Raw genomic sequence first — 25,026 nt, forward strand, 5'->3', positions numbered from 1 at the left:
CTCGCCGTCAGCGAGGATCTGGACCTCGATGTGACGCGGACGCAGGACAGCCTGCTCGAGGAACATGGTGGGGTCACCGAACGCGGAATCAGCCTCGCGCATTGCAGCTTCGAGCGCCTCACGCAGGTTCTCCCGCTTGTCTACGCGGCGCATGCCTCGTCCGCCGCCGCCCGCTACCGCCTTGGCGAAAATCGGGAAACCGATCTCATCCGCCGCCGCAACGAGCTCCTCAAGATCGGAGCTCGGCTTCGAGGACTTCAGGACCGGGATACCGGCCTGGCGTGCAGCTTCCAGGGCACGGACCTTGTTACCGGCCAGCTCCAGCACCTCAGCCGGCGGCCCCACGAAGGTGATACCGGCGGCGGCTGCAGCACGTGCGAGGTTGGGGTTCTCGGACAGGAAACCGTACCCGGGGTAGATGGCGTCGCAGCCCGCGTCCTTGGCCACGCGGACGATCTCATCCACATCAAGGTATGCCCGGACGGGGTGGCCTTCCTCGCCGATGAGGTAGGCCTCGTCCGCCTTCTGCCGGTGGATGGAGTTGCGGTCCTCCTGCGGGAACACCGCAACAGTCTTCGCGCCGATTTCATAACCCGCCCTGAATGCACGAATGGCGATTTCGCCGCGGTTAGCTACCAGAATCTTCGAGAACATTGCTCTCCTGCACTCTTGCGGGATCGATAAAACAAGAACTTGGCGTCCCCAGCCTACATTTGGTCTTTCTGGTCACAGTAATTTGTCTTCATGAGCCGGTAACGCTTTGCTTCACACGCGCCGTCGCGCCGTGTTCGCTCGTTCTGCGGGTCCACCTATGATGAATAGGTGTGCGGGCACAAAGATCCTGCGTTCTGTGGCATCTCAACGATAGGTATTGGTTCAACAAGTGCAAGTAGTGAGCATCAGCAGCCTCAAAGGTGGGGTCGGCAAGACCTCGGTCACCCTGGGACTGGCATCCGCGGCCCTGTCCGCCGGGATCCCCACACTTGTTGTTGACCTTGATCCGCATGCGGACGCCACCACCGGGCTCGGCGTGCAGGCCAATGACCAGATGGACATCGGCAGGCTCCTGAAAAATGCCCGTCGGGGTGATCTGGCCGCGAATGTCGTGCCGAGCGGCTGGGTGGGCAACGCGGTGAAGCGCAGTTCCAGCACCACAGCCCCTGTTCTCGACGTTGCGATGGGCTCGGCCTACTCGGGAATTTACGACCGGCCCGACCTCGGCAAGCGTGACCTGCGCCGTCTGTCCACGCTGCTCGACCGGGTTGAGGGCTACCGGCTGGTGCTGATTGACTGCCCGCCGTCGCTGAACGGGCTCACGCGGATGGCCTGGACCGCGAGCAACCGTGTGCTGCTGGTGGCGGAGCCGGGACTGTTTTCCGTCGCGGGTACCGAACGGACCATGCGCGCAATCGAACTGTTCAAGAATGAGTTTGCACCCAATCTGATGCCGGCCGGGATCGTGGCCAACCGGGTTCGCACCGGATCCAACGAGCACGCGTTCCGTTTGAACGAGATGAAGCAGATGTTCGGGGACCTGTTGCTCAGCCCCACCATCGCGGAGCAGGCCAACTGGCAGCAGATCCAGGGCGCAGCGCACGCCGTGCATCACTGGCCGGGCGAATCGGCGAAGCAGGCGGCGGGGTACTTTGACGATTTGCTCCGGGCACTGCTGGATTCAGGGCGTATGCGCAACCGCGTGGCCCGGCGCTGACCTCGCCGCCTTCCACGGTAAATGGAGCAACTCGGACCTAATAGTGAGGTATCCGGACCAATGTGAGCAGAGGTTCGCTCACCATTGCCCAACTGGGTCACCTCAACGATCCGGCTCGGCTGATGGTGAATCCGGATCAGCTGATCTTGCGCGCTGCCCGTCGCTTGCTGAGCTCATCGTCAGGGAAATCCTGATCTGCGGCGTGCTCGCTCGGGAGGGCAGCGAGGCTGCCTTCAACCTCACGCCAGACACGCCCGACGGCGATTCCAAAGACTCCCTGCCCGCCCTGGACGAGGTCGATCACTTCATCAGCCGACGTGCACTCATACACGCTGGCGCCGTCACTCATCAGGGTGATCTGCGCCAGGTCCTCAACGCCGCGTTCCCGGAGGTGCTCCACCGCGCTACGGATTTGCTGGAGCGAAACTCCGGTGTCCAGCAGGCGCTTGACCACCTTGAGGACCAGGATGTCGCGAAATCCGTAAAGCCGCTGGGAACCTGAACCTGAGGCACCCCGGACGGCCGGTTCAACGAGACCTGTGCGTGCCCAGTAATCGAGCTGGCGGTAGGTGATGCCTGCGGCCTTGCAGGCTGTGGGTCCGCGGTAACCCGCATCCTCATCGAGTACGGGAAGATCTTCAGTGAAGAGCAGGCCCTGCGCGCTGGCGGGTATGGGTGCACCCGTCGCGGCCGCGTTGGAACCCGTACCGGCGTCGCCTTTCGGACTCACGTGTTGCCTCCTCGTTCTGGTTCCCGGGGGGAAGTGGCACAAGCCGAGGTCCACAGGGGTTTATTGAGTAACTGCCCTGAGTCTACAGCGAGTGCAATGGGAACTGTATGCTTCGACGTTAGATCGCCCGGTACCCGAGGTCAAAGATGCCGGCCATAACAATCTGAGCGTGTCGCCGCCGGCTACTTTTCAAAGTCCTCGGGCTCAACGTCTGCGAGGAACTCGCGGAACTGTTTCAACTCGCGCTCCGCATTGGCCTGCCCTTCCGGGGAGACTGTCTCGCCGTCGTCGTCCGCCGCCTCTGTGATCTCCACGCCGGTGTCTTCCATGACCTGCGGCGCACAGTAGATCGGGCAGGGAACCCGGAGGGCGATGGCGATGGCGTCAGAGGCACGGGAACTGACTGCTGTGCCGTCCTCGAACACCACCTCCGCATGGAACACCGTGTCTTCCACACGGACGATGCGGACCTCGGTGACGGTGTGGTTGAGCGCGGCGACAATGCTGACGAGGAGGTCGTGGGTCATGGGCCGCGGCGGGACGATGCCCTGCTGCACAAAGGCAATGGCGCTGGCTTCCGGGGCACCGATCCAGATCGGGATGTGGCGGGTGCCTGCCGTTTCCTTGAGCAGGACGAGGGGCTGATTGGACGGTAGTTCGATGCGAACGCCTACTACATCCATCTCGATCATGGCTGCCTCCTAGTTTTCCATCCGTGCGATCTGGCCCTGGACGAGGGCGCTGTGCAGGTTGAGGCAGAGCTCGCTGATCTCCCGGGCGGTTTCCGCCGCACGGGCCTTGGAGGCGACGTCACGGCGGGAGGCGACCGGCGCGACGACGCGCTCAACGAGACCGAGTTCACGATCTGCAGCAGCGCGGAAGGGGCGGAGGTGCCGCGGCTCGATTCCGTGGGATTCCAGCTGGACGCAGGCTCGGGTCACCTTCAGGGCATGCTCGTCGAACCGGCCCTCGACTTCGGCGATCAGGCCGAAGGACATGAGGTCGCGGATGAGCTCCGGGCGAGCGCCGGCCTCGGCGGCGAGGGTTTCCCTGGTCAGGCGGCGTGCGTGCGATCCCAGCTCACGGGCCAGCTGGTCGGACACCATACGCGGCCCGAGTGTGACGCCGCCCGGCAGGTTTTCGGGACGCTCTCCCCGGTCGATCGCGTCAAGGTAGTCCTTGATGACTTTCAGCGGAAGATACTGGTCCCGCTGGAGAGCGAGAACAAAACGCAGCCGTTCGACGTCGACCGGTGTGTATTTCCGGTAACCGGCGCGGGTGCGTTGCGGGGTGATGAGCCCTTTTTCCTCGAGGAACCGGATTTTGGACGCACTGATCTGCGGGAAGTCCCCCGTCAGTTCGGTGAGGACCTCCCCGATATTCAGGACGTTCCCGCTGACGCGCTCGGGGGCTAGGCCCACGGGTCGCCGGGACGGCTGGGAGGAGGGCATGGAGGAGCCTAGGCCTGGCCCTGCGGCTGCGACACGCTCCCGGCGGCGTAGAAGGTGAGGCGGAACTTGCCGATCTGCACTTCGTGGCCGTTGCGCAGTACCACGGCGTCTACCCGGTCATTGTTCACATAGGTTCCGTTGAGGCTGCGCGAGTCGACCACCTGGAAGCCCTCCGGGCCGCGGCGGAATTCGGCATGCTTGCGTGACACGGTCACGTCATCGAGGAAAATATCCGCATTGGGGTGCCGCCCGGCCGTGGTGACGTCCTCATCCAGGAGGAAGCGTGCACCGGCGTTGGGGCCAGAGTGCGCGATGAGCAGCGCCGATCCTGCCGGAAGCGCTGCAACCGCGGCGAGTTCCTCGCGGGTCAGGCGAGGCTCAACGGAGGTCGAAGCGGTCTGGGGAGGCAGCCCGATGGTGGTTGTCTCAGGCGAGGGCACATGGGATCCCGAAGCGTCCTGTGCGGCTGCGTTATTCTCGCCTACCATTGTGAAAATCCTTCCCCAAAAACATGTGGCCAACCGGTTCCCCGGCTGGCCACCATTGGTTTGCCTGAGCCGGTGACTCTAGCCTACCTGCTGTGAGTATTCCGAAGAACTGAGAAGCTCCTCGACCACCGAGCTGTCCTCGACCTTGATTTCGAACAGCCAGCCATCACCGTACGGATCCGAGTTGATGAGGGCGGGGTCGCCGTCGAGCGCTTCATTCCGGGTGACCACCTCGCCGGTGAGGGGTGCGTAAATGTCGCTGACACTCTTGGTTGATTCCACCTCACCGACGACGTCGGAAGCGCCCACCTTGGAACCGGACTCCGGCATCTGGACGTACACGACGTCGCCAAGCGCGTCCTGGGCGAAATCAGTGATGCCGACACGGACAACACCGTTGTTGTCGGGCGCGGTGACCCATTCGTGTTCGGCGGTGTAGTAAAGGTCTTCGGGAATGTTGCTCATTGTCGGCCTTTCGTGGGCACCGGACGGATTTGATTCTCACAAAGCGGTTGAATAAAGCGCGGCCCCTTTTCTTTCGATCGGGGGCCTCACGAACGAGTATAGGCACAGAGCCGGTGCCGTGCGTCACCCTTTTCCGGAGGGTTTCCTGATGCTGTTCCTTATCGCCCGGGTGTGGCGTCCGTAGCCAATCGGCGGTTGATGAGACAGGATCAACGTATGAGCGACCTGCCGTTCCCCCTCCAGCCCATGCTCGCAAAAGCGGTCAGTGAAGTGCCCGGCGCGGACAGTGTGCCCGGCGGACTGCTCTACGAACCGAAATGGGACGGCTTCCGCGCGGTGATCCATGTTGAGGACGGCAAATGCGAGATCGGGAGCCGCGGCTCAAAGACGCTCACCAGGTACTTTCCGGAGCTGGCGGAGGCGCTGCTGGAGCACCTGCCCGATCGGTGCGTGGTTGACGGTGAAATCGTGGTCCGTCGGGGAGAACCCGGTGCCGAACGCCTCGACTGGGAGGCCCTATCGCAGCGCATCCACCCGGCCGACAGCAGGGTGAGGATGCTCGCCAGTCAAACACCGGCGTCGTTCATTGCCTTTGACCTGCTCGGGATCGATGACCACAACCTCCTGGAAGTGCCGTTCGCGGAACGGAGGAAGGCCCTGGAGGGCGTCGCGGAAACGTTCTCGGAGCCGGTGCATCTTTCGCAGGTGACGGACGACGTCGAACTGGCGCGACGGTGGCTCGTCGAGTTTGAAGGTGCCGGGCTGGATGGTGTGGTGGCGAAACCGCTGGCTGCCGCGTATGAGCCGAACAAGAGGCTGATGCTCAAGGTCAAGCACAAGCGCACCGCTGACGCAGTGGTGCTGGGATACCGTGTGCACAAGAGCGGTCAGGGCGTCGGCTCGCTGCTGCTTGGCATGTATGACGACGGCGGGGAGCTGCGGAACGTCGGTGGGGCCTCAGCGTTCTCCGACAAGCGCAGGCTGGAACTGGTGGATGAGCTGGAACCTGATGTCATGCGGGACGAATCCGGTGAGATTGTCCGTGGGGAGACGGACCGGAGCCGTTTCGCGTCCGCGAAGGATGTGTCCTATGTCCGGCTGCATCCGCGACGGGTGGTCGAGGTGCGGTATGACCAGATGGAGGGCGACCGGTTCCGGCACACCGTGCAGTTTGAGCGGTGGCGGCCGGACCGTGAACCGCGCTACTGCACCTTCGAACAGCTCGAGATTCCTGTGGCCTACGACCTCAGCAGGGTCCTCGCCTAGCTTCATTACGAGGGCGTGTGGATAACCCCTGGCGCGTTAACCGACTCTGGTTAGGATGGTTGGCAGCTCACACGTAGTCGTAGGCTCTATTCGGTCGGGGAATTCATGGTTCAGTCTCGCGTGGTGTGCGTCCTTGCCGGCGCCGCCCTTTCAGCTCTTGTGCTCGGCGGGTGCGCCGGTGGTGACCCCGGGGTGGCTCAGACTCCGTCTCCATCTGCCTCGGCGTCTGCTGCGGCTTCAGCGTCACCATCTGCTGAGCCGACGCCCACTCCCTCCCCTGCCTCCGCCGCGGGACCGGCCGTGAACATTCCGGTTCCGGAGAAGCCCGCGCTGGCGGACGAGAATTCCGTGGAGGGGCTTGAGGCGTTTACGGAGTGGTGGTTTGAGCTGCTGAATTACGCGCAGGCTACAAACGATTTCGAACCGCTTTGGGCGGTGACTGATAAGGGTTGCAAGACTTGTACGAACTTCGAAGATTTCGTACAAGCCTCTTACAGCGATGAAGGATGGATCGCGGGTGGCGACGTAAAGGTTCAATCCTTCGATTCCACTCTTGAGCCCACAGTGGACGGAACTATCGACTCTTATGTCAGTACGACCCAAGCAGCCTTGACTGTCTACGGGCAGAAAGGCGCTCCAAAGGAATACTTCGACGCGTATTCTGAGCCGCGGGTTGGACTAGCAATTTCAGCGCATGAATCGGGCACTTGGCGCATGTACGACTACGGCGACATCACGGTGTCTAATGACTAGCTCTGTCGCAGCGAAGGAAATTCGTTCCTCGTCGTTCGCAGTTCTAATCATCACCATCCTTGTCGCTCAGTTGCTTTTGGTCCCCACTTACCCCGCAGCCGCAGAAGAACCTCAAGGCGGATTCACTGGCGGCATGGTGGGATCAGAAAACAGAAAGGAATCGTCGTCGCCTTCGGACGAGACTGGCCGGAATACACCCAAAGAACTAACCGCCGCTATCGACGACCCAATGCCGACCGTCACCTACACATACGAACGGGTTTGCACTCAAGGTCGGCTGAACAACCTGGACCCTGCCCTTTGCGTGACCCTGAACGCCGCATGCGACGCTGAACCCGACGGCCAGTTGGTCGAGTGGATTGCCATCGACAGCTCAACCAGTCCGCCGTCGGAAACGCGGACCGGTGACAGATCGTGCCTCTACCCCGGATCCCCCGCGCCGGAGCCGCCGAACGGCGGAGAAGCGGCGGAGCCTGCCGTCGTCATCACGCTGGAGGATTTTCAGAGCCAGCCGATCATCGCGGCGGCCGTCGTCTCGGAGCCCAACAATTTCGGGCTCCTCGGCGGGCACAACAATTTCTGGGCGGACGTGGACGAGCAGGAGTTCGCTTTCGATACCCTCGGGGACCAGGTCCTCATCCGGGCATGGCCCGTGGCATACGACTGGAACTATGGCGACGGCGCCACAAAAACCACGCAAACCGCGGGGAACCCGGTTCCGGAAGCCGACTGGCTCCTGGTGGAAACACCCACCAGCCATGTCTACGGCGCGACAGGCGACTACAACCTCGTTCTCACCACACGTTTCAACGGTGACTACTCCGTCAATGGCGGACCCTGGATTCCAATTGCCGGACAAGCCGCGGTCCAGTCAGAACCTCACCTCGTGAGTATCTGGCGATCCGATAACCGGCTCGTCGACGGCACCTGCGCGGAGAACCCGTCCGCATGGGGCTGCTAGGAAAAGGAAACTACTTGTCCTTCTTCGCGCGGCTCGGCTGGACACGGGGCGGCTCCCCGGGCATCTTCGGGTAGTCGGGCGGGAAAGGCAGCTCCCCCAGACCGGAATCCAGGTCGCGCTGCCACCAGCCGAGCAGGGTGTCGATGGTCCCCGGCTTCTCATGGAAAGCTGCCCACGGGTCCCCCACTGTCCGCAGCCGCTCCGGCACGGTCAGGATCGTGAAGTCTTTCGGATGCACCTTCTCCAATTCGTCCCAGGTGATCGGACACGAAACCGGCGCGTGTGCCAGCGCCCGCGGACTGTAGGCTCCGGCAATGGTGCGGTCACGATTCGCCTGGTTGAAGTCGACAAACACCCGCTCCCCGCGCTCCTCCTTCCACCACGACGTGGTGACCTTGTCCGGCATGCGGCGCTCAAGTTCACGTGCAGCAGCGATGACGGCATGCCGGACATCGAGGAACTCACGCACCGGCTCGATTGGTGCATATACGTGAATACCCCGGTTACCCGAGGTCTTGAGGAAGGCGTTGAGGCCAGCTTCCTCAAGCACTTTCCGAAGCTCGATTGCGGCTGGAACAGCGTCATCGAAGTCGGTACCGGGCTGGGGATCCAGGTCGATCCGCAACTGGTCGGGGTTATCCGAATTCTCAGCCCTCGAAGGCCACGGGTGGAACACCACGGTATTCATCTGCGCTGCCCAGACGGCAGCGGCAGGCTCATCGATCACCAGTTGGGGGTGTGAGCGCGCGCTGGGGTATTCGACCTTCACGGAGCGGATGTAGTCCGGCGCTCCTTTGGGAGGATTCTTGGAGAAGAACTGCTCGCCGTCGATGTTGTCGCCGAACCGCTGCAGCGCAAGAGGCCGGTCACCATTGGCGGCAATGAATGCCTCACCGACGTCGATCAGGTACTTCGCCAGATCAAGCTTCGTCAGCCCAAGCTCAGGCCACATGACCCGGCTGGGACTCGAGATACGTACTTCACGGGTGCCGTGCGGCCCATCAACGGATAAGACTGTCGCCTCGGATGCCATGGGTCCAACATACTCTGCAGGACCACGCACGCACCCTGCGCGCCGCCGCTCGTCGCGTCAGGCAGGAAGAACCTGACCGATCGGCTCACGCTTCTCGGCCTGGAACCTGTCTTCCGTTCGGCCGGCAGCCCAGTAGCCGGAGAGGGACAACTGGTCCTTGCCCAGGCCCCGCTCCTTCAGAAAAACGTCGCGCAAGGCCTTCATCGATTCCCGCTCGCCGTGTGCAAACACCTGCACGCGTCCGCTGGGCCACTGGTAGTCCCTAACCGCGGCAGCGAGCAGCGACCTCGTTGTGTCATCCCGAATCTCCCGGCGAATCCACCTGACCTCAACCCCAAACGGTTTCACCAGATCGACCATGTCATCGGGACCTCCGCATTCCAGAAACGCCACACCGGCCGCATCTTCCGGCAGCGCTTCGAGGGCAGCGCTGATCGCAGGCAACGCGGATTCGTCGCCCGCAAAGAGGTACCAGTCGGCTGTGGGGTCGGGCGAGTAGGCACCGCCCGGGCCCATCAGGGCGATCCGGTCGCCCGGTTTCGCCTGGGCAGCCCATGGTCCTGCAAGGCCCTCATCGCCGTGAACTACAAAGTCGACGTCGATGGTGCGGTCCGCCTGGTTGATCCGCCGCACGGTGTAGGTGCGGGTGACCGGGACGTCCTCCGCCGGAAGCTGCTCGCGAAGTGCGGCGAGGTCATAGGGCGGCTCAAGCGCGAGCTCCGGCTTGGCGAAGAGGATCTTCACGTAGTTGTCGGTGACGTCCTTCGGCTGGAACTGCTCAAACCCGGGGCCGCCCAGCGTCACGCGGACCATGTGGGGCGTCACCCAGGATGTACCCAACACATCAAAGACAAGTTGCGGTCGCGGGGAACGAGCTTGCCGCTGAACGTCTTTCATACGTCAACCCTAAGCCTGCCGGATGAATGCAATCATCCAGCTGTAACCTCGACCACCTAGGAAGTTCGCTATTGGAGAGATTAAGGCAGGCGTGGCGGCTCATGGAGCGGTACATCAACAACAACTTCGACGTCATCGCCCTGCCGGGTAGAGATATCCAGGAATTATCTAGGCGAAGCCTGGTCCAGTCGGAAATGTCGGTAAGCACTTAGATGAATCGCGTGAAGGCCGCCTACGACGGAAACCGGGATGAGATAGTGGGCAAGATCACCGTCAACGACGAAGAAATCGTCGATTTCATCCGGATCGTACGTCGTGCGTTCGCGGTGCGTCGTTGAGAGGTACACCTTCCACGTATCCGCCACGCGGACTGTTGTCGTCTTCACTTGCACACGGCGGAAGCCTTTTTCGCTATCGACGAGCAGATCGTAACGGCTGGGCTCAAGCGGCCATGAGACATCGCAACCGCAGAGCGCAAACCACGCTGCTGCAAGAAGCGAGCCAGCACGATCGAGACGAGAAATGTCCGGTTGGAACACGTTCTCCACGGTGGGCGACTGCTCCGTTAGATGCGCGACATCGAGACCGATCCGAGCGGCATGCCCCTTCACTGATGCGAGAGCAGAGGTTCCGCCAAGGCCAAGAGACTCAACCACGTCAGCCCACGTATCCCCTGCAGCGATCGAAGCACGAAGGCTGTCTTCAGTCCAGCGGCGTTGCCCCGTGAAATGGCCATAACTAATGTCGAGCCGATTTGCATGTGAACGTACGGACCTCATTGCGCCAGCAGATGTCGCGGCTAGCCCCAGTTCACGCAGGACTCCTCGCCAAGAGCGAGATACGGCAATCGCTTGTGTGAGTTCCACGTCCGTATAAGACCGGTTTTGCGCCATATTTGGATCGTACGACGTGGCTCTGACAGCGCAGCTTCCCATGAGCACAGTGGCTACGCCGGTAACTGCAAATGGATACGGCTCGGGCTAACCCTCTCAACATTTGTGATCGGGATGATGAGAGTACGCCAATGGGGAAAACCGTGCTTCTCTCTACATCTAGGCACCAAGAAGGCAAGAGCAGAGCAACCCGATCTCAAAATAAAAAAGTTACCGAGCAGTATACTCGCCAGCCCTTCTATGTCGGGATGACAGGATTTGAACCTGCGACCCCCTGACCCCCAGTCAGGTGCGCTACCAAGCTGCGCCACATCCCGATCGGCGCGGACCATTCCGTCCGAACCACCTGAAGAATCCTATCCTATCGCCCGCCTAACGACGAACTCGGCTCCACCGGGCGACAGGCAGAAAACATCACCGTACCGGATCCCCCAGTTACCGGCGTCAGGAACCCCCGGAAAGGCCTAAACACGCCGGTGAAGCGGCCAGAACGCGGGGAATCCGGCGCAGCAAACGAGGACCGGCTACTTCTTGCGGCCGCGCTTCTCGCGGACCCGCATGCTGACCTCGATCGGCGTTCCTTCGAAGCCGAACGTCTCACGCAAGCGACGTGTGATGAACCTGCGGTATCCCGGGTCCAGGAAGCCAGTGGTGAAGAGCACAAACCGCGGCGGACGGGATGACGCCTGCGTCCCGAACAGGATCCTCGGCTGCTTTCCACCACGCAGCGGATGCGGGTGCGCGGCAACAAGCTCTCCGAGGAAGGCGTTCAGCTTGCCGGTGGGGATGCGCTTGTCCCATGACTCGAGCGCGCGGTCCAGCGCGGGGACCAGGCGGTCCTTGTGCCAGCCTGTCTTCGCCGAGATGTTGACCCGGGGAGCCCATTCCACATGCGCTAGGTCCTGCTCGATTTCGCGTTCCAGGTAGCGGCGGCGTTCGTCGTCGAGCAGGTCCCACTTGTTGAAGGCGAGCACCAGCGCGCGCCCGGACTCGATCGCGAGGTTCAGGATGCGCACATCCTGCTCGCTCAGCACCTCGTCAACAGCGAGAAGGACGACGGCGACCTCAGCCTTCTCCAGCGCGGACTGCGTGCGCAGCGAGGCATAGAAATCGGCACCCTGCGCCATATGCTGGCGCCGACGGATGCCCGCGGTGTCAACAAAGCGCCACACCCGGCCGCCGAGTTCGATCATCTCGTCCACCGGATCACGGGTAGTGCCGGCCAGTGGGTCAACGACAACCCGCTCGGTTCCGGCCAGCTTGTTCAGCAGCGAGGACTTGCCGACGTTCGGGCGGCCGATCAGTGCCACGCGACGCGGTCCGCCCGAGCGCTCCAACCCGCCGTGCTCGGAAAACTCCGGCATGAGTTCCACGGCCCTGTCCAGCATGTCCGCGGTCCCGCGGCCGTGCAGCGCCGACACGGGCATCGGCTCACCGAAACCGAGCGACCACAGCGCGGCGGCGTCGGCCTCGTTCTGGATATCGTCAACCTTGTTTGCAATCAGGATGACCGGCTTCTTCTTGCGCCGCAGCATGCGGACAATTGCCTCGTCAGTGGCGGTCGCGCCAACGGTGGCATCAACGACGAGCAGCACGGCGTCGGCGAGGTCGACGGCGGCCTCGGCCTGGTCGGCGACACGGGCATGGATGCCCCGGGCGTCATGCTCCCAGCCGCCGGTATCCACCAGCGTGAAGTTGGTGCCGTTCCAGGTAGCCGAGTACATGACACGGTCGCGGGTGACGCCCGGGGTGTCCTCCACGACTGCCTCGCGACGACCGAGAATACGGTTCACCAGGGTGGACTTGCCCACGTTCGGCCGGCCGACGATCGCGAGGACAGGGTCCAGCCGGAGCGGGGCTTCGTCGTCGTAATCTCCCAACTCATGCGCAAGGAGGGCTGCGTCTTCCTCGTCCAGCTCATAGTCCTCCAGACCGGCGCGCAGGGATTCCGCCCGGCGCTCAGCCTCGGCGTCATCCAGGGCGTGGATGTGCTCGGCTACGGAGTCCTCGCCCGTGGGCTCGTACTCTTCCTCAAGTTCGGTCTGGTTCTCGCTCATGGTGCGATCCTTCGTTTTATTGGTGGGCGACGGTGCGAACTACGTCGAGCACCGCCGTCACTGTCTGCTCAAAATCCAGGTCCGATGAATCAACGGTCACTACCCCGTTGGCGGCCTGCTGAAAATTAACCACGGACGAGTCCCTGGCATCACGCCCCAGGACCTGCCGCTTCAGCTGATCGGCGGTCTGGGATCCGCCAAGCTGGTCGCCGCGTCGCCGCAGCCGTGCTTCCTCACTCGCCGTGAGCAGGATGCGCACCTCTGCATCGGGTGCGACGACGGTGGTGATGTCCCTGCCCTCGGCCACGATGCGGTGGTGTGAGTCCGCAATGATCTGCCGCTGCCGGCGGATCAGCTCGGCGCGGGCGCCGAGCGTGGTGGCGACGGCGCTCACCGCCTGGGAGACGCGCGGCTCACGGATGGCGTCGGTGACGTCGATGCCGCTGACCAGCACCGACTCGGTGTCCGGCCGGGTGCTGATGGTCAGGTCGAGCTCGCGAGAGGCGCGTTCCACAGCGCCGGCGTCGGTAAGGTCGACGCCCTTCTCAAGACAGTGCAGGGTCACCGCGCGATACATGGCACCGGTGTCGAGGTAAGCCGCATGCAGTTGGCGGGCGGTTTCCCGGCTGACGCTGGACTTGCCTGAACCGGACGGTCCGTCGATGGCTACAACCAGGGACTTGCCCAAACGGAAGTGCGCAAGAGAAGCAGTCACTGAACAACCTTCCATCCGCGGCTCGTAAGAAAATCTGTGAGTTCATGGCGTTTGCCGGGCAGCACCGAAATCTCGGCCAGGCCGACCTGCCGCTCGGGCGAGTGCTCAAGCCGGAGGTCCTCAAGGTTGATGCCGGTGTCACCGATTTCGGTGAGCAGCCGCGCGATCTGTCCCGGAACGTCATCGACCAGCACCGTGAGCCTGGCGAACGTCTCGGGCGGGGTTCCGTGCTTCCCCGGGATCCGCGCCTGCCCGATGTTGCCCTCGGCCATCAGCTGCGCCATATCGAGCCGCGCGCCATCCCCCAGCGGGTTCTCGAGCGTTCCGATCAACCGGTTCAGGTCTTCCCGCACGCCGTAAAGGATCTCCACCAGGCGGCCCGCGTTCGCGGACAGGATCTGGACCCACAGCCGCGGATCGCTCGCGGCGATCCGGGTGACGTCCCGCAGCCCGTTCCCCGCAAGGGAGAGCGCATGCGCCGGGGTGTCCTGCAGCCGGCTCGCGAGCAGCGAGGACAGCACCTGCGGCAGGTGTGAAATGACTGCCACCGACTGGTCATGCTCTTCGGCGGACATCCGGGAGACAACTGCGCCCAAATCGATCGCCAGCGCCTCAGCGGTGCGCACCGCATCCGGGGCGCTCTGCCCGGAGGCGCAGATCACCCAGGGCATGGAAGTGAACAGTTCCGCGCGGGCCGCCACCGGTCCGGATTTCTCCCGCCCCGCCATGGGGTGGGTGCCCACATAACGCGGCAGCGCGGCGTCGTCGGCTGCTTCCGTCACAGCTTTCAGCACCGAATCCTTCACGCTGGCAATATCGACGACGACGGCGGCCGGGTAGGCGGCAAGCGCCTCGACCACCAGCGCACCGGTGACATCCGGCGGCGCCGCGACCACAACGAGTTCAGGGGCGAAGGCGGAATCCGAGGGATCAAGCGGCCGGCCGGCACCGATATCCTGGGCCACCGCCTGGGTGGACGGGGAAATGTCGGAGAGGACGACGTCGAGTCCACGGGCACGCAGCCCGAGCCCGATACTGGTACCGAGCAGACCGGTTCCGACGATCAGCACCGGCCCGGACAGGTGCGTGCCGCCGTTTGTTACGGTCATCGGCTACATCTCCACAGCGGCCAGGAGGTGCCCCACTTCCTGGCGGCCGAGAACGCGGATGCTGCCCTGGCGCTGATCGCCGACGCGGATGGGCCCGAACTGGGTCCGGACCAGGCGCTCGACGGGGTGGCCGACGGCGTCGAACAACCGGCGGACCACGCGGTTACGGCCGGAGTGCAGCACCACTTCCACGAGAACGTGTCCCGGGGTGGAGTCAACGAGCTTGAAGGAGTCGACGCTGGCGATGCCGTCCTCGAGCTCGATGCCTTCCTTCATCTGGGCGCCGATGCCGTGCGCCATGGGCCCGCGGACCTGCACGAGATAGGTCTTGGGCACCTCGAAGGAAGGGTGGGTGAGCCGGTTGGTCAGTTCGCCGTCGTTGGTCAGCAGCAGCAGGCCCTCGGTGGCGGCATCAAGCCGGCCGATATGGAAGAGCCGCTCACCCTTGCGGTTCTTCAGGAAGTCGCTGATGCACGGGCGGCCTTCGGGATCCTCCATGGTGGAGACAACGCCTTTGGGCTTGTTGAACGCGTAGTAGACCATGGTCTCGTTGAGCTGCAGCCGGATGCCGTCCACGTGGATGGCTGCGCTGGAGGGGTCGACCCGCACGCCGAGGTCGGTGACGATGGTGCCGTCCACCTCAACCCGGCCGTCGCGGATCATGTCCTCGCACACTCGCCGCGAGGCGACGCCGGCGGAGGCCATGATTTTCTGTAGGCGGACGCCCTCGGGGTTGTGGACGTCGAGCCGGTCAACGGGCGGAGCCTTGGGGCGGCGGGGACGGTGCACTGCGCCGAGGTTTCGGCCGAACCGCTCCTTGCCGAACGGCGCTGCACCGGCTGATGCGCCACGTTGACCGCTGCGTGCTGCCTTCGGAGCGCCCTTGCTGGCGCCCCCCTTGGGAGCATCAGCACCTCGAGGCGCACCGTCACGCTTGGGCGCACCTGAACCCCACGAAGCTCCATCACGCTTGGGCGCACCCGCACCCCGTGGAGCGCCGTCACGCTTGGGCGCACCTGCACGCCGTGGAGCACCGTCACGCTTGGGCGCACCCGCACCCCAGGAAGCTCCATCACGCTTGGGCGCACCTGCACCGCGCGGGGCACCGTCACGCTTGGGCGCACCCGCACCGCGCGGGGCACCTGCACTCTTTGAACCCGCGAAACCGCCGCCGGTGCGCGCGGACTTAGCGCTGCCGGCGTCCCTCCCGCTCTTTCCTGCGGAATCGGTGGCAGGGTTACGGCCGGCGCGGTTCCTTCCGGATCCGGAGCGGGGCGCCTGTGTCATTGAAAAGTCCTTAGCTGTTGTACGTCAGTACGTGGTGTCGTCGAAGTCCTGCAGGTTTTCCAGTCCGGGCAGGTGCGGAGAAAGTTTGGGCAGGTCAGCGACGGTGCCGATACCCAATCTTTCCAGAAAAAGCGGTGTTGTTCCGTAGAGCACCGCTCCGGTCTCCGGATCGGTGGCGACATCGGTGACGAGCCCACGTTGAACAAGCGTGCGAACCACCGAGTCCACATTCACCCCGCGGATTGCCGATACCCGCGAACGCGCGACCGGCTGCCGGTATGCGATGACCGCGAGAGTCTCCAGCGCTGCCTGTGAAAGCCGTGCGCTCTGACCGTCAAGAACAAACCGTCCGACGACGGCGGCGAACTCGCTGCGCGTGTAGAACCGCCAGCCACCGGCGACATTTCGAAGCTCGATGCCCCGGCGCCGGGCCGGTCCGGTATCCGGGCCCTGTCCAGTATAGCCGTCATACTCGGCTTTCAGATCCGCCAGCGCTTCGGCCACCCGCTCCACCGGCACTTCGAGTGCCGCGGCGAGCTGCATCTCCGTCACGGGCTCCTCGACCACGAGGAGCACGGCCTCCAGCGCGGCGGGTACTCCCCCGGGCAGGGATGCCAGGTCCGGCACCGGCGGCTCTGCCGACACAGCGGGCGCGCCCCCGGCGTGGTCCTCAGTGTGTTCGCTCATGGATTTCCCCCTCGTTCCCGCGCCCGGTTACCGGCGGAACGTCCTGATCGTATTCCTCGCTGATGCTGTCCGCAGTCCACGTCCGCTCACCGGCAGACCAGCGTACGGTCAGTTCCCCCAGCGGCGCCGCCTGATCCAGGGCGATCACCATGTCACGGAACATTTCCAGCAGGGCAAGAAAGCGGGCGACGACGACAAGGAGTGAGTCCGCATCCGCGGTGAGCTGCCGGAAGGACAACACGCCCTGTTCCTGGAGCCGGTGTCCAATGATGTCCGCCTGCTCGCGGACGCTCACCGCCGGTGCGTGCAGGTGCCCGATGCCGACCTCGGTGGGTGCAGGCTCTCGCGGCTCGAGCGCCTTCGCGGCAAGAGCCGCAAAGTCCGTGGGCGACATCCGCCAGGTGAGTTCCGGCATCATCGCTGCGAACTGGGGCTCCAGTGCGGCCTGACGGGGGAAGCGGGTGCTCTCCTCGACGAGCCGGGATCCCATTTGACGGGCGATCTCCTTGAATGCCTTGTACTGCAGGAGACGTGCGAACAGAAGGTCCCGGGCCTCCAGCAGCGCAATGTCTTCCTCGTCCTCGACTTCTCCCGCGGGCAGCAGCCGGGCGGCTTTCAGATCGAGCAGTGTCGCCGCGATCACCAGGAACTCACTCGCCTCGTCCAGCGAGAAGCTGTCTCCGGCGGCGCTGAAGGCCCTGATGTAGCCGATGAACTCGTCGGTGACCTTTGCCAATGCGATCTCGGTGATGTTCAGTTCGTGCTTGGAAATCAGGCTCAGCAGCAGGTCGAAGGGCCCGTTGAAGTTCTCGAGCCGGACTTCGAACCGGCCCGCTTTCCCTGGTTCGGGCAGCGGAAGGGAGGCATCGCCGTCGTCGTAAGCGTCCTGAATCATCAGGCAGGGATGGGCCTACGGAGCGCCGCCGCGGGAGATCAGCTCCCGGGCGAGGCTGCGGTACGCATCCGCGCCGGAGTGGTTCCCTGCGTAGGTGGTGATGGGCTCTGCAGCGACCGTGGCATCGGCGAACTTGATGGTGCGCTTGATCACGGTCTCGAAAACCTTGTCCCCGAAAGCTTCGACCAGGCGGGCGATGACTTCCCGGCTGTGGAGGGTCCGGGCGTCATACATGGTTGCCAGGACGCCGTCCACCTGCAGGCGGGGGTTGAGCCGGTCCTGGACCTTCTCGATCGTCTCGACCAGCAGCGCAACCGCGCGGAGGGCGAAGAACTCGCAGATCAGCGGAATGATGACGCCGTGCGCCGCTGTGAGTGCGTTGACCGTCAGGAGGCCAAGCGATGGCTGGCAGTCGATGAGGATGACGTCGTAATTGTCCTCGACCTTGCGCAGCGCGCGGTCCAGCACCTGCTCGCGGGCAACCTCGTTGACCAGCTGCACTTCGGCGGCAGAAAGGTCGATATTCGCCGGCAGCAGGTCGATGTTCTCGACGCCGGTGCGCTGGATGGCGTCCTCGATGTTCACCTTGCGGTCCATGAGCACGTTGTAGACGGTGACATCGAGCTCATGCGGGTTGGTGCCGAGACCGGCAGAGAGCGCGCCCTGCGGATCGAAATCGACGAGAAGCACGCGGCGGCCGGCCTCCGCGAGCGCAGCGCCAAGGTTGATGGTGGAGGTGGTCTTGCCGACGCCGCCCTTCTGGTTCACCATCGCAATGACGCGGGCCGGCCCGTGGGAGGCAAGGACCGGGGGCTCGGGGAATTCCGTGACCGGGCGTCCGGTGGGGCCGATCTCGGAGTCGGTTGCGTCCTTCAGAGTTGTGGAACCCTGTTCGCTACTCACGTATCTATCCACGCTTCCGTCTAGTGCTTGTCCAGCAACGAAGTTACTGCTCGCTTGCTTCCCCACGTTACAACCGGTCCCCCGCGCAGCTGTGGAAATGCCGCGCGACCGGACCGCGAGCCTTGAGTCTCAAGTTGAGGTTCAATGTTCCGGGGTTCGAGGCCCCCGGACCGCCATGAAACAGCAGGACACGCCGCTTTAGCGTGGGCCAAAGCGGCGTGTCCTGACAAATCAACGCGGGGGCGAGGGTGATCAGCGGGTGGCGCCGACCTTCTCCTCCTCGCGGCCGGCGATGTGCGCCTCCGCGATGTCGGTGGTGGTTTCCGCGCCGTCCTCGACAGTGTCCGCCCTGGCGTCCTCAAAGTGGCCGGCGCTCATGGTCGATTCGTCGAACGGCAGGCGTCCGGCGAGCACTTCGTCCACCTGGCTGCGCTCGATTTCCCTGGTCCAGGTGCCGATCAGCACGGTGGCGACGGCGTTGCCGGTGAAGTTGGTCAGTGCGCGTGCCTCGGACATAAAGCGGTCGATGCCGACGATGAGCCCGACGCCGTCCACCAGATCGGGGCGGTGGGACTGCAGGCCGCCGGCCAGGGTGGCCAGGCCGGCGCCCGTCACGCCGGCGGCACCCTTGGAGGCGATGATCATGAAGATCAACAGCGAGATCTGCTCGCCGAGTGCAAGCGGGGTGCCAAGGGCAGAGGCGACAAACAGCGATGCCATCGTGAGGTAGATGGCGGTGCCGTCCAGGTTGAAGGAGTAGCCGGTCGGAACCGTGACGCCGACAACCGGCTTGGAGACACCGAGGTGCTCCATCTTGGCGATCAGGCGGGGCAGCGCCGCTTCGGAGGAGGAGGTGGAGAAGATCAGCAGGTATTCGCGGCCAAGGTACTTCATCAGCTTGAAGATATTGATGCCGGTGACGATCTTCAGGAGTCCGCCGAGGATCACCACGATGAAGAGGATGCAGGTGGCGTAGAAGGCGGCCATCAGGGTGAACATGCTCACAATTGCCTGGACACCGGTTTCACCGACGACGGCGGCGATGGCACCGAAGGCGCCGATCGGGGCGAGCCACATGATCATGATGAGGATACGGAAGACGAGAGCCTGGATGTGGCCGATGCCGCGCAGGATCGGCTTGCCTGCGGTTCCCATCTTCTGGAGCGCGAATCCGACCAGCAGGGCTACGAACAGCGTCTGCAGGATGCTCTTGCCGGTCAGCGAGGACAGCAGCGTGGTCGGGATGATGCCGAGGAGGAAGTCAACGGTGCCTTCGCCCTCCTTGGTTTCGGTCTCGTAGGTGGCGCCCGAAATGTCCAGGCCTTCTCCGGGCTGGACAATATTGCCCACCACCAGGCCGATGCCCAGGGCGAAGGTGGACATCAGCATGAAGTACCCGAGTGCCAGCCCGCCGACCTTGCCGACTGTGGCGGCCTTCGCGATCGATCCGATGCCGAGGACGATGGTGCAGAAGATGATCGGCGCGATCATCATCTTGATCAACCCGATGAAGGCCGTGCCGATGGGCTTGAGGGACTTGGCCAACTCAGGCGCCACAAGACCCAGGACGGCGCCGAGGATCACCGCGGCGATGACCGCGATGTAGAGGAAGTGGGTCTTGTCGACCTTCTTGCGGGGCTTGTCGACCGAAGCGGCTGACGGTGCAGGCATCTTCGCCATGCTGTTAACTCCTTATGCTGGTAGGCGGCCCGATGGCCGGTTCATAACCATCGTGGGCGTTACAGTGATGTCGGTCACCCTTGCGTTCATACTGTTCGCCGGACCGTACAGAGAACCCCGGGCGCCCGTCCGCGGAACGGGAAGTCGTCGTGGACGGAAGGAGGATCCGAGCGAGTGAAGAACTGGAGCCTGGCCCGTCAATTCTTCGTCGGACAACTCGTCTTCGTGCTTGCCCTGACCTCGACCATCTCCTGGGTGCTCTACCTCGACGCGGAGGACAACACGTTCGACGCCGCGTCCCAGCGCATGCTCGCCGTGGCCACCACCTTCGCGGATGACCCGTACGTTCTGGAGTCAGTGGAGTCATCCGACCCCACCGGGCGGCTGCAGCCCTATGCAGTGGAGGTCATGGACGATCTCGGCGTCGATTTTGTCACCATCATGGACACCGACCGCACGCGCTACACCCACCGGAACCCCGGTGAAATCGGTGGGAAGTACATCGGTTCCATCGACCAGGCGCTCGCGGGCGATCCCCATGTCGAAGTGTTCACCGGCACCCTCGGACCGTCGGTCCGCGCAATAGTCCCGGTCTTCACGGAAGACGACCTCGTCACCGCCCTGGTTGCGGCCGGCGTCACCGTGGACACCGTCTCCATTGCCCGTAACGCCCAACTCCCCCTCGTCTGGCTCATCGCAGCCGGCGCGCTGACGGCAGGCACGCTTGTTTCCCTGGTGCTGAGCCGCCACCTGCGCCGGGCGACCCTGGGCCTTGGCACCGAACAGCTTTCCCGCATGTTCGTCTTCTACGACTCCGTGCTCCACTCCGTACGGGACGGCCTGGTACTGACCGACCTCCGCGGGAAACTGGTGCTCTACAACGACCAGGCGGCGGCGCTGCTCAACCTCCCGCCGTCGGCCCCGGGAGACCCAAAGCCGGCCTCCGGCGTCGGGCTTTCCCCCTCCGTGGAGGAGCTGCTCATGAGCGGACGCAGGGCAGTGGATGAAATCCACGTCACCGACGATCGGGTGCTGGTGGTGAACCAGGAACCGGCTGTACCGGCCTCCGGAACGAAACCCCTCGGAACGGTCACAACAATCCGCGACCACACAGAACTGGAGACCCTCTCGGATGAAGTCCAGACCATGCGGACACTGACCGAAGCGCTCCGTGCGCAGACCCACGAGCACGCCAACCGGCTGCACACGATCGTGTCGCTGATCGAACTTGACCGCCGCGGTGAAGCCCTCGAATTTGCCACCCGGGACCTCCAGCAGTCACAGCAGCTCACCGATGAAGTGGTGGCAGCCATCGACGAACCGTTCATCACCGCGCTGCTGGTGGGCAAGGCGGCCCAGGCCAATGAGCGCGGACTGCACCTGGTCATCGACGTGGCCGGGACGGTTGAAACCAGCGGAATGGACTCGAGGGACCTCGTCACGATCATCGGTAACCTGCTCGATAACGCGTTCGACGCCGCTGCCTCCTCTTCGGAGCGGTCCGTCACGCTCGCGGTGTATACCGAGGGCGAGGCTGAGGAAACGATCGTCATTGAAGTCAGCGACAGCGGGCCGGGGCTCAGCGACGCACAGCTCGGGAACGTCTTCACACTGGGGTCCAGCTCAAAAGGTGCGGCCGGAACGCGCGGCCTGGGCCTGGCGCTTGTCCGGCAGGCCGTGCACCGGCTGGGCGGGACCATCCGGGTCACCAACGACGGCGGTGCCCTCTTTACCGTCCGCCTCCCGGCGGTGCCGCGCGCAGACCATCCGCAGACGGCGAACCGCTCGGGTGAGGGAGAGTTGCCCCGTGACTGATGCCTCCATGACCCGCCCCATCCGCGTCCTGGTCGTCGAGGACGATCCGATTGCCGCTGAGGCGCACGCGCTGTACGTGCAGCGGCTGGACGGCTTCGAACTGGCCGGCTCCGCAGCCACCGGCTCCGATGCGCTCGCAATACTGCGCGGACAGCGGGAGCCGGCGGGCGGGGTGGTCGATCTGGTGCTGCTGGATATGAACCTTCCCGATCTTCACGGCCTGGACATCATTCGGAGGATCCGGGGCTCGGGCAGTTCCGTGGACATCATCGCCATCACGGCTGTGCGGGAACTCGGAGTCGTGCGCTCAGCCATTTCGTCCGGCATTGTGCAGTATCTGATCAAGCCCTTCACCTACTCGGCGTTCAGCGAAAAACTCGGCAACTACCGGCAGTTCCGTGAAAACCTGCAGGCTCAGGCCTCCTCCACCACCCAGTCAGAAGTGGACAATGCGCTCGCGGCGCTGCGTCCGGCGTCGCAGGGAAGTCTCCCAAAGGGGCTGTCCGAGGAGACGCTCCGCGCCGTCGTGTCCTTTCTGTCGTCAGCATCCGAGCCGGTGTCTGCCGTGGAGGCGGCATCCGCACTTGAGCTCTCGCGGGTCACCGCGAGGCGGTATCTTGAACATCTTGCTGACAGCGGCTCGGCCCGGCGCATGCCGCGCTACGGAACGCGCGGCCGGCCGGAGCTGGAGTACACCTGGAACCGGTGAGGTTCCCAGCTTTCGTAAGGACTGTCACCAACGCGTGGTGTGATGGGGTCGGCGCGCGTACGCTGGAGTCGATCACGGCTGATGGGACAAAGGAGTCAAAGGCATGACAGAACCCCAGATCTTCAAGGGCCTCGCCGGCGTCACCGCGGACACGACAGCAGTATCGAAGGTCAATCCGGAGACCAACTCGCTGCTCTACCGGGGTTACCCGGTTCAGGAACTGGCGGCCGCAGTGGACTTCGAGGATGTCGCCTGGCTACTGTGGTACGGCGAGCTCCCCTCGGAATCGGAGGCGCAGGGCTTCCGCGACCGGGAACGGGCTTCCCGGGCGCTGGCCGAGAACGTGAAGGCCGCCATCGACCTGCTGCCGCTCAGCTGCCATCCGATGGATGTTGCGCGCACAGCGGTATCGGTCATCGGGGCGAATCACCCGAAAGCGGAAGACTCCTCGCCCGGGTCGGAGCTGGAAAAGGCAGTCGAGCTGTTCGCTGCCTTCCCGGCAGCCGTGGCGTACGACCAGCGGCGGCGCCGCGGCCAGGAGCCGATCGCGCCGCGGGAGGATCTGGGCTACTCCGCCAACTTCCTGTGGATGACGTTCGGCGAGGAGGCCGCCCCGGAGGTGGTTGATGCGTTCAACACATCGATGATCCTGTACGCCGAGCACTCCTTCAACGCGTCAACCTTCACGGCCCGGGTCATCACGTCGACGCTCGCCGACCTGCACTCGGCGGTCACTGGAGCGATCGGCGCGCTGAAGGGGGCGCTCCATGGCGGAGCCAATGAAGCCGTGATGCACACCTTCGAGGAGATCGGCATCCGGAAGGATGAGCCTGCCGAGGACGCGGCGGCACGTGCCAGGACATGGATGGAGGATGCGCTCGCACAGAAGAAGAAGGTCATGGGGTTCGGCCATCGGGTCTACAAGAACGGCGACTCCCGGGTGCCCACCATGAAAGCGGCACTCGATGCCATGGTCAAGCACTACGGGCGCGCCGAAATCCTCGGGTTGTATGAAGGTCTTGAGACTGCCATGCAGGAGGCCAAGAACATCAAGCCGAACCTCGACTATCCGGCCGGCCCCACGTACCACCTCATGGGGTTCGACACCGCGATGTTCACGCCGCTCTTCATTGCCGCGAGGATCACGGGATGGACAGCGCACATCATGGAACAGCGCGCGGCCAATTCCCTGATCCGCCCCCTGGCCGCCTACAACGGCCCGGAGGAACGCCACCTGCCCTGACCCTGCGGACGCAATCCGTCCTGAATCGGGGTCCGGTCGGTTCACGTACTTCTGCGGGACGGGTAGGGTTCCGGCATGGACATCATTCTGGTTCCCGGTTTCTGGTTGGACGCGTCATCCTGGTCCGAGGTGACCCCGCCGCTCTCGGCTGCGGGGCACCGGGTCCACCCGTTCACCCTGCCCGGCCTGGAAGCCCATGACGCGCTGCGGACCGGCATCGGCCTGCAAACCCATATCGACGCCGTCGTCTCGGTCATGGATACGATGAGCGATCCGGTGGTGCTCGTTGGGCACTCCGGCGGCGGAGCAATTATTCACGGCACGGCAGATGCCCGACCTGACCGTGTTGCCCGGGCGGTGTACGTGGACAGCGGGCCGCTCGGCGAAGGCGGTGTGATCAATGATGAGCTGCCTGCAGACGGTGATGAAATTCCGTTGCCGCCGTGGGAGGCCTTCGATGACGAGGACCTCGTGGATCTTGACGAAAACCTCCGGTCGGAGTTCCGCAGGCGTGCAGTCCCCCAGCCGCGCGGCGTGGCCTGCGACCCTCAGCGGCTGTCGGATGAGCGCCGTTACGACGTGCCGGCCACGGTGATTGCGTGCGAGTTCCCTTCCGCCCAGCTGCAGGAGTGGGTTGCCCAGGGGCACCCGTATGTGGCGGAACTGGGCCGGATGAAGGACGTCGAGTATGTCGACCTGCCCACCGGGCACTGGCCGCAGTTCACCCGCCCGGAGGAGCTCGGCGCTGTGATCCTGGCGGCAGTGAGCGGTGCGCGGCCTGCCGCCTCGACCTAGGCGAAATCGGCGGTGCGCACGGTCTCGTTGTCGCTGTTGAGCGTGACGGTCAGGTCAAGCGGCTTGCTTCCGAGCACATGACCGATCCAGTGCTTCGCGTCATCCCACATGCCCTCCCAGGGCACGCCGTCCACCGGATACCAGCAGGGGTCGATTTCGTCCGTAGCCTCCGGCTCGCCTGTGAACCGTTCGGTGATGAAGACGACGGCGTCCATGTCCAGCATCGGGCTGACCGGAAAGCGCCAGCGCACGGGTCCCAGTTCCCTAAGGTCCGCCACGTCGACCACCACCCCGGATTCTTCCAGGACTTCCCGTGCTGCGGCTTGCCCTGCGGTTTCCCCGGATTCAATGCCGCCGCCAAGGGCAACGATGCGCCCGGTGCCGAAGCCGGAGCGTTTCATGCCGAGCAGCACCTGACGTCCGGTATCCGTTTCCCGGAACAGGAAACAGAGAGCAACGCGGCGTGGTGTCATGCCGGTCAAG

General features: G+C 64.1%; 26 protein-coding genes and 1 tRNA gene. 8 read left to right on the forward strand and 19 right to left on the reverse strand.

What is annotated here, in order from left to right; genetic code table 11:
* A partial coding sequence (locus tag BLS52_RS16145; protein WP_281241732.1) for a biotin carboxylase N-terminal domain-containing protein occupies nucleotides 1–654 on the reverse strand: 654 nt, incomplete at its 3' end.
* A 229-nt stretch (nucleotides 655–883) separates the two neighbouring features.
* On the opposite strand from BLS52_RS16145, the gene BLS52_RS16150 reads away from it, so the two are divergent.
* Nucleotides 884–1,711: a ParA family protein gene (locus BLS52_RS16150; RefSeq protein ID WP_090588088.1), complete on the forward strand. Its 828-nt coding sequence runs from the start codon at nucleotides 884–886 to the stop codon at nucleotides 1,709–1,711.
* A gap of 136 nt (nucleotides 1,712–1,847) precedes the next feature.
* On the opposite strand, the gene BLS52_RS16155 is transcribed toward BLS52_RS16150, so the two are convergent.
* The 5 genes from BLS52_RS16155 to gcvH all read right to left on the reverse strand — a co-directional run bounded on the left by BLS52_RS16155 (nucleotide 1,848) and on the right by gcvH (nucleotide 4,845).
* The gene (locus BLS52_RS16155) at nucleotides 1,848–2,441 is read right to left on the reverse strand and encodes a MerR family transcriptional regulator (RefSeq protein WP_026545814.1); all 594 of its coding nucleotides are present in this window, start codon (nucleotides 2,439–2,441) and stop codon (nucleotides 1,848–1,850) included.
* Between the two features lie 182 nt (nucleotides 2,442–2,623).
* A complete protein-coding gene (locus BLS52_RS16160) occupies nucleotides 2,624–3,133 on the reverse strand; it encodes a bifunctional nuclease family protein (RefSeq protein ID WP_090588090.1) in 510 nt (169 codons plus the stop codon).
* 9 nt (nucleotides 3,134–3,142) lie between these two features.
* The gene (ftsR, locus tag BLS52_RS16165) at nucleotides 3,143–3,892 is read right to left on the reverse strand and encodes a transcriptional regulator FtsR (protein WP_051470809.1); all 750 of its coding nucleotides are present in this window, start codon (nucleotides 3,890–3,892) and stop codon (nucleotides 3,143–3,145) included.
* Between the two features lie 8 nt (nucleotides 3,893–3,900).
* A complete protein-coding gene (locus BLS52_RS16170) occupies nucleotides 3,901–4,380 on the reverse strand; it encodes an FHA domain-containing protein (RefSeq protein WP_026545816.1) in 480 nt (159 codons plus the stop codon).
* Nucleotides 4,381–4,458: 78 nt separating this feature from the next.
* The gene (gene gcvH / locus BLS52_RS16175) at nucleotides 4,459–4,845 is read right to left on the reverse strand and encodes a glycine cleavage system protein GcvH (protein ID WP_090588092.1); all 387 of its coding nucleotides are present in this window, start codon (nucleotides 4,843–4,845) and stop codon (nucleotides 4,459–4,461) included.
* 216 nt (nucleotides 4,846–5,061) lie between these two features.
* Between gcvH and BLS52_RS16180 the strand changes: the two genes are divergently transcribed.
* The 3 genes from BLS52_RS16180 (at nucleotide 5,062) to BLS52_RS16190 (ending at nucleotide 7,825) form a co-directional block, all read left to right on the forward strand.
* Nucleotides 5,062–6,111 carry an ATP-dependent DNA ligase gene (locus BLS52_RS16180; RefSeq protein WP_090588093.1) on the forward strand — a complete coding sequence of 350 codons (1,050 nt, stop codon included), beginning with the start codon at nucleotides 5,062–5,064 and terminating at the stop codon, nucleotides 6,109–6,111.
* A 105-nt stretch (nucleotides 6,112–6,216) separates the two neighbouring features.
* Nucleotides 6,217–6,864 carry a DUF6318 family protein gene (locus BLS52_RS16185; RefSeq protein ID WP_281241733.1) on the forward strand — a complete coding sequence of 216 codons (648 nt, stop codon included), beginning with the start codon at nucleotides 6,217–6,219 and terminating at the stop codon, nucleotides 6,862–6,864.
* Nucleotides 6,865–7,168: 304 nt separating this feature from the next.
* Nucleotides 7,169–7,825: a hypothetical protein gene (locus BLS52_RS16190; protein WP_090588097.1), complete on the forward strand. Its 657-nt coding sequence runs from the start codon at nucleotides 7,169–7,171 to the stop codon at nucleotides 7,823–7,825.
* 10 nt (nucleotides 7,826–7,835) lie between these two features.
* Here BLS52_RS16190 and ligD read toward each other — a convergent pair whose 3' ends face one another.
* The 12 genes from ligD to BLS52_RS16245 all read right to left on the reverse strand — a co-directional run bounded on the left by ligD (nucleotide 7,836) and on the right by BLS52_RS16245 (nucleotide 19,981).
* Nucleotides 7,836–8,858 (reverse strand): non-homologous end-joining DNA ligase, encoded by a 1,023-nt coding sequence (gene ligD, locus BLS52_RS16195; RefSeq protein ID WP_090588098.1) that lies wholly within the window; start codon nucleotides 8,856–8,858, stop codon nucleotides 7,836–7,838.
* A 57-nt stretch (nucleotides 8,859–8,915) separates the two neighbouring features.
* Entirely contained in the window at nucleotides 8,916–9,755 is an 840-nt protein-coding gene (locus BLS52_RS16200; protein WP_090588100.1) for a siderophore-interacting protein, read from the reverse strand.
* Nucleotides 9,756–9,919: 164 nt separating this feature from the next.
* Nucleotides 9,920–10,648 carry a group I intron-associated PD-(D/E)XK endonuclease gene (locus BLS52_RS18375; RefSeq protein ID WP_139186300.1) on the reverse strand — a complete coding sequence of 243 codons (729 nt, stop codon included), beginning with the start codon at nucleotides 10,646–10,648 and terminating at the stop codon, nucleotides 9,920–9,922.
* A gap of 243 nt (nucleotides 10,649–10,891) precedes the next feature.
* Nucleotides 10,892–10,965, reverse strand: a tRNA-Pro gene (locus BLS52_RS16205).
* Between the two features lie 207 nt (nucleotides 10,966–11,172).
* Nucleotides 11,173–12,705 carry a ribosome biogenesis GTPase Der gene (gene der / locus BLS52_RS16210; RefSeq protein WP_090588101.1) on the reverse strand — a complete coding sequence of 511 codons (1,533 nt, stop codon included), beginning with the start codon at nucleotides 12,703–12,705 and terminating at the stop codon, nucleotides 11,173–11,175.
* Nucleotides 12,706–12,721: 16 nt separating this feature from the next.
* Complete coding sequence (gene cmk, locus BLS52_RS16215; RefSeq protein ID WP_026545822.1) at nucleotides 12,722–13,420, reverse strand: (d)CMP kinase; 699 nt, start codon at nucleotides 13,418–13,420, stop codon at nucleotides 12,722–12,724.
* The gene (locus BLS52_RS16220; RefSeq protein ID WP_090588103.1) at nucleotides 13,417–14,529 is read right to left on the reverse strand and encodes a prephenate dehydrogenase; all 1,113 of its coding nucleotides are present in this window, start codon (nucleotides 14,527–14,529) and stop codon (nucleotides 13,417–13,419) included. Before BLS52_RS16220 ends, cmk begins: the two co-directional genes overlap by 4 nt.
* A 3-nt stretch (nucleotides 14,530–14,532) precedes the next feature.
* Nucleotides 14,533–15,816 (reverse strand): pseudouridine synthase, encoded by a 1,284-nt coding sequence (locus BLS52_RS16225; protein ID WP_090588104.1) that lies wholly within the window; start codon nucleotides 15,814–15,816, stop codon nucleotides 14,533–14,535.
* Between the two features lie 24 nt (nucleotides 15,817–15,840).
* The gene (gene scpB / locus BLS52_RS16230; protein WP_090588106.1) at nucleotides 15,841–16,503 is read right to left on the reverse strand and encodes an SMC-Scp complex subunit ScpB; all 663 of its coding nucleotides are present in this window, start codon (nucleotides 16,501–16,503) and stop codon (nucleotides 15,841–15,843) included.
* Nucleotides 16,487–17,398 (reverse strand): segregation and condensation protein A, encoded by a 912-nt coding sequence (locus BLS52_RS16235; protein WP_090588107.1) that lies wholly within the window; start codon nucleotides 17,396–17,398, stop codon nucleotides 16,487–16,489. The genes scpB and BLS52_RS16235 overlap by 17 nt, the downstream gene beginning before the upstream one ends.
* Nucleotides 17,399–17,413: 15 nt before the next feature.
* Nucleotides 17,414–18,301: a ParA family protein gene (locus BLS52_RS16240; protein ID WP_026545825.1), complete on the reverse strand. Its 888-nt coding sequence runs from the start codon at nucleotides 18,299–18,301 to the stop codon at nucleotides 17,414–17,416.
* A gap of 252 nt (nucleotides 18,302–18,553) precedes the next feature.
* Nucleotides 18,554–19,981, reverse strand: coding sequence for a cation:dicarboxylate symporter family transporter (locus tag BLS52_RS16245; protein WP_090588109.1), 1,428 nt, complete (start codon nucleotides 19,979–19,981; stop codon nucleotides 18,554–18,556).
* A 174-nt stretch (nucleotides 19,982–20,155) separates the two neighbouring features.
* Here BLS52_RS16245 and BLS52_RS16250 point away from each other — a divergent pair, with 174 nt between their 5' ends.
* From BLS52_RS16250 to BLS52_RS16265, 4 genes are all read left to right on the forward strand, one after another.
* Entirely contained in the window at nucleotides 20,156–21,796 is a 1,641-nt protein-coding gene (locus BLS52_RS16250) for a sensor histidine kinase (protein WP_090588110.1), read from the forward strand.
* A gap of 7 nt (nucleotides 21,797–21,803) precedes the next feature.
* On the forward strand, nucleotides 21,804–22,505 hold the full coding sequence (locus BLS52_RS16255) for a response regulator (protein WP_090588127.1): 702 nt from the start codon (nucleotides 21,804–21,806) through the stop codon (nucleotides 22,503–22,505).
* Between the two features lie 103 nt (nucleotides 22,506–22,608).
* A complete protein-coding gene (locus BLS52_RS16260) occupies nucleotides 22,609–23,748 on the forward strand; it encodes a bifunctional 2-methylcitrate synthase/citrate synthase (protein WP_090588112.1) in 1,140 nt (379 codons plus the stop codon).
* Between the two features lie 75 nt (nucleotides 23,749–23,823).
* A complete protein-coding gene (locus BLS52_RS16265; RefSeq protein WP_090588114.1) occupies nucleotides 23,824–24,543 on the forward strand; it encodes an alpha/beta fold hydrolase in 720 nt (239 codons plus the stop codon).
* On the opposite strand, the gene BLS52_RS16270 is transcribed toward BLS52_RS16265, so the two are convergent.
* Entirely contained in the window at nucleotides 24,540–25,016 is a 477-nt protein-coding gene (locus BLS52_RS16270; RefSeq protein ID WP_090588129.1) for an 8-oxo-dGTP diphosphatase, read from the reverse strand. The genes BLS52_RS16265 and BLS52_RS16270 overlap by 4 nt on opposite strands.
* Nucleotides 25,017–25,026 lie beyond the last annotated feature (10 nt).

Source organism: Arthrobacter subterraneus (assembly GCF_900099735.1).
Taxonomy (GTDB): domain Bacteria; phylum Actinomycetota; class Actinomycetes; order Actinomycetales; family Micrococcaceae; genus Arthrobacter_D; species Arthrobacter_D subterraneus.

Bases quoted from the DNA above. Each gene is read 5' to 3' on its own strand.
- der (WP_090588101.1), bottom strand. From the start codon at position 12,705: ATGAGCGAGAACCAGACCGAACTTGAGGAAGAGTACGAGCCCACGGGC.
- BLS52_RS16160 (WP_090588090.1), bottom strand. From the start codon at position 3,133: ATGATCGAGATGGATGTAGTAGGCGTTCGCATCGAACTACCGTCCAAT.
- BLS52_RS16200 (WP_090588100.1), bottom strand. From the start codon at position 9,755: ATGAAAGACGTTCAGCGGCAAGCTCGTTCCCCGCGACCGCAACTTGTC.
- BLS52_RS16170 (WP_026545816.1), bottom strand. From the start codon at position 4,380: ATGGTAGGCGAGAATAACGCAGCCGCACAGGACGCTTCGGGATCCCAT.
- BLS52_RS16220 (WP_090588103.1), bottom strand. From the start codon at position 14,529: ATGACCGTAACAAACGGCGGCACGCACCTGTCCGGGCCGGTGCTGATC.
- BLS52_RS16225 (WP_090588104.1), bottom strand. From the start codon at position 15,816: ATGACACAGGCGCCCCGCTCCGGATCCGGAAGGAACCGCGCCGGCCGT.
- BLS52_RS16270 (WP_090588129.1), bottom strand. From the start codon at position 25,016: ATGACACCACGCCGCGTTGCTCTCTGTTTCCTGTTCCGGGAAACGGAT.
- ligD (WP_090588098.1), bottom strand. From the start codon at position 8,858: ATGGCATCCGAGGCGACAGTCTTATCCGTTGATGGGCCGCACGGCACC.
- BLS52_RS16180 (WP_090588093.1), top strand. From the start codon at position 5,062: ATGAGCGACCTGCCGTTCCCCCTCCAGCCCATGCTCGCAAAAGCGGTC.
- BLS52_RS16265 (WP_090588114.1), top strand. From the start codon at position 23,824: ATGGACATCATTCTGGTTCCCGGTTTCTGGTTGGACGCGTCATCCTGG.
- scpB (WP_090588106.1), bottom strand. From the start codon at position 16,503: ATGAGCGAACACACTGAGGACCACGCCGGGGGCGCGCCCGCTGTGTCG.
- ftsR (WP_051470809.1), bottom strand. From the start codon at position 3,892: ATGCCCTCCTCCCAGCCGTCCCGGCGACCCGTGGGCCTAGCCCCCGAG.
- BLS52_RS18375 (WP_139186300.1), bottom strand. From the start codon at position 10,648: ATGGCGCAAAACCGGTCTTATACGGACGTGGAACTCACACAAGCGATT.
- BLS52_RS16235 (WP_090588107.1), bottom strand. From the start codon at position 17,398: ATGATTCAGGACGCTTACGACGACGGCGATGCCTCCCTTCCGCTGCCC.
- BLS52_RS16260 (WP_090588112.1), top strand. From the start codon at position 22,609: ATGACAGAACCCCAGATCTTCAAGGGCCTCGCCGGCGTCACCGCGGAC.
- BLS52_RS16245 (WP_090588109.1), bottom strand. From the start codon at position 19,981: ATGGCGAAGATGCCTGCACCGTCAGCCGCTTCGGTCGACAAGCCCCGC.
- BLS52_RS16255 (WP_090588127.1), top strand. From the start codon at position 21,804: ATGACCCGCCCCATCCGCGTCCTGGTCGTCGAGGACGATCCGATTGCC.
- gcvH (WP_090588092.1), bottom strand. From the start codon at position 4,845: ATGAGCAACATTCCCGAAGACCTTTACTACACCGCCGAACACGAATGG.
- BLS52_RS16185 (WP_281241733.1), top strand. From the start codon at position 6,217: ATGGTTCAGTCTCGCGTGGTGTGCGTCCTTGCCGGCGCCGCCCTTTCA.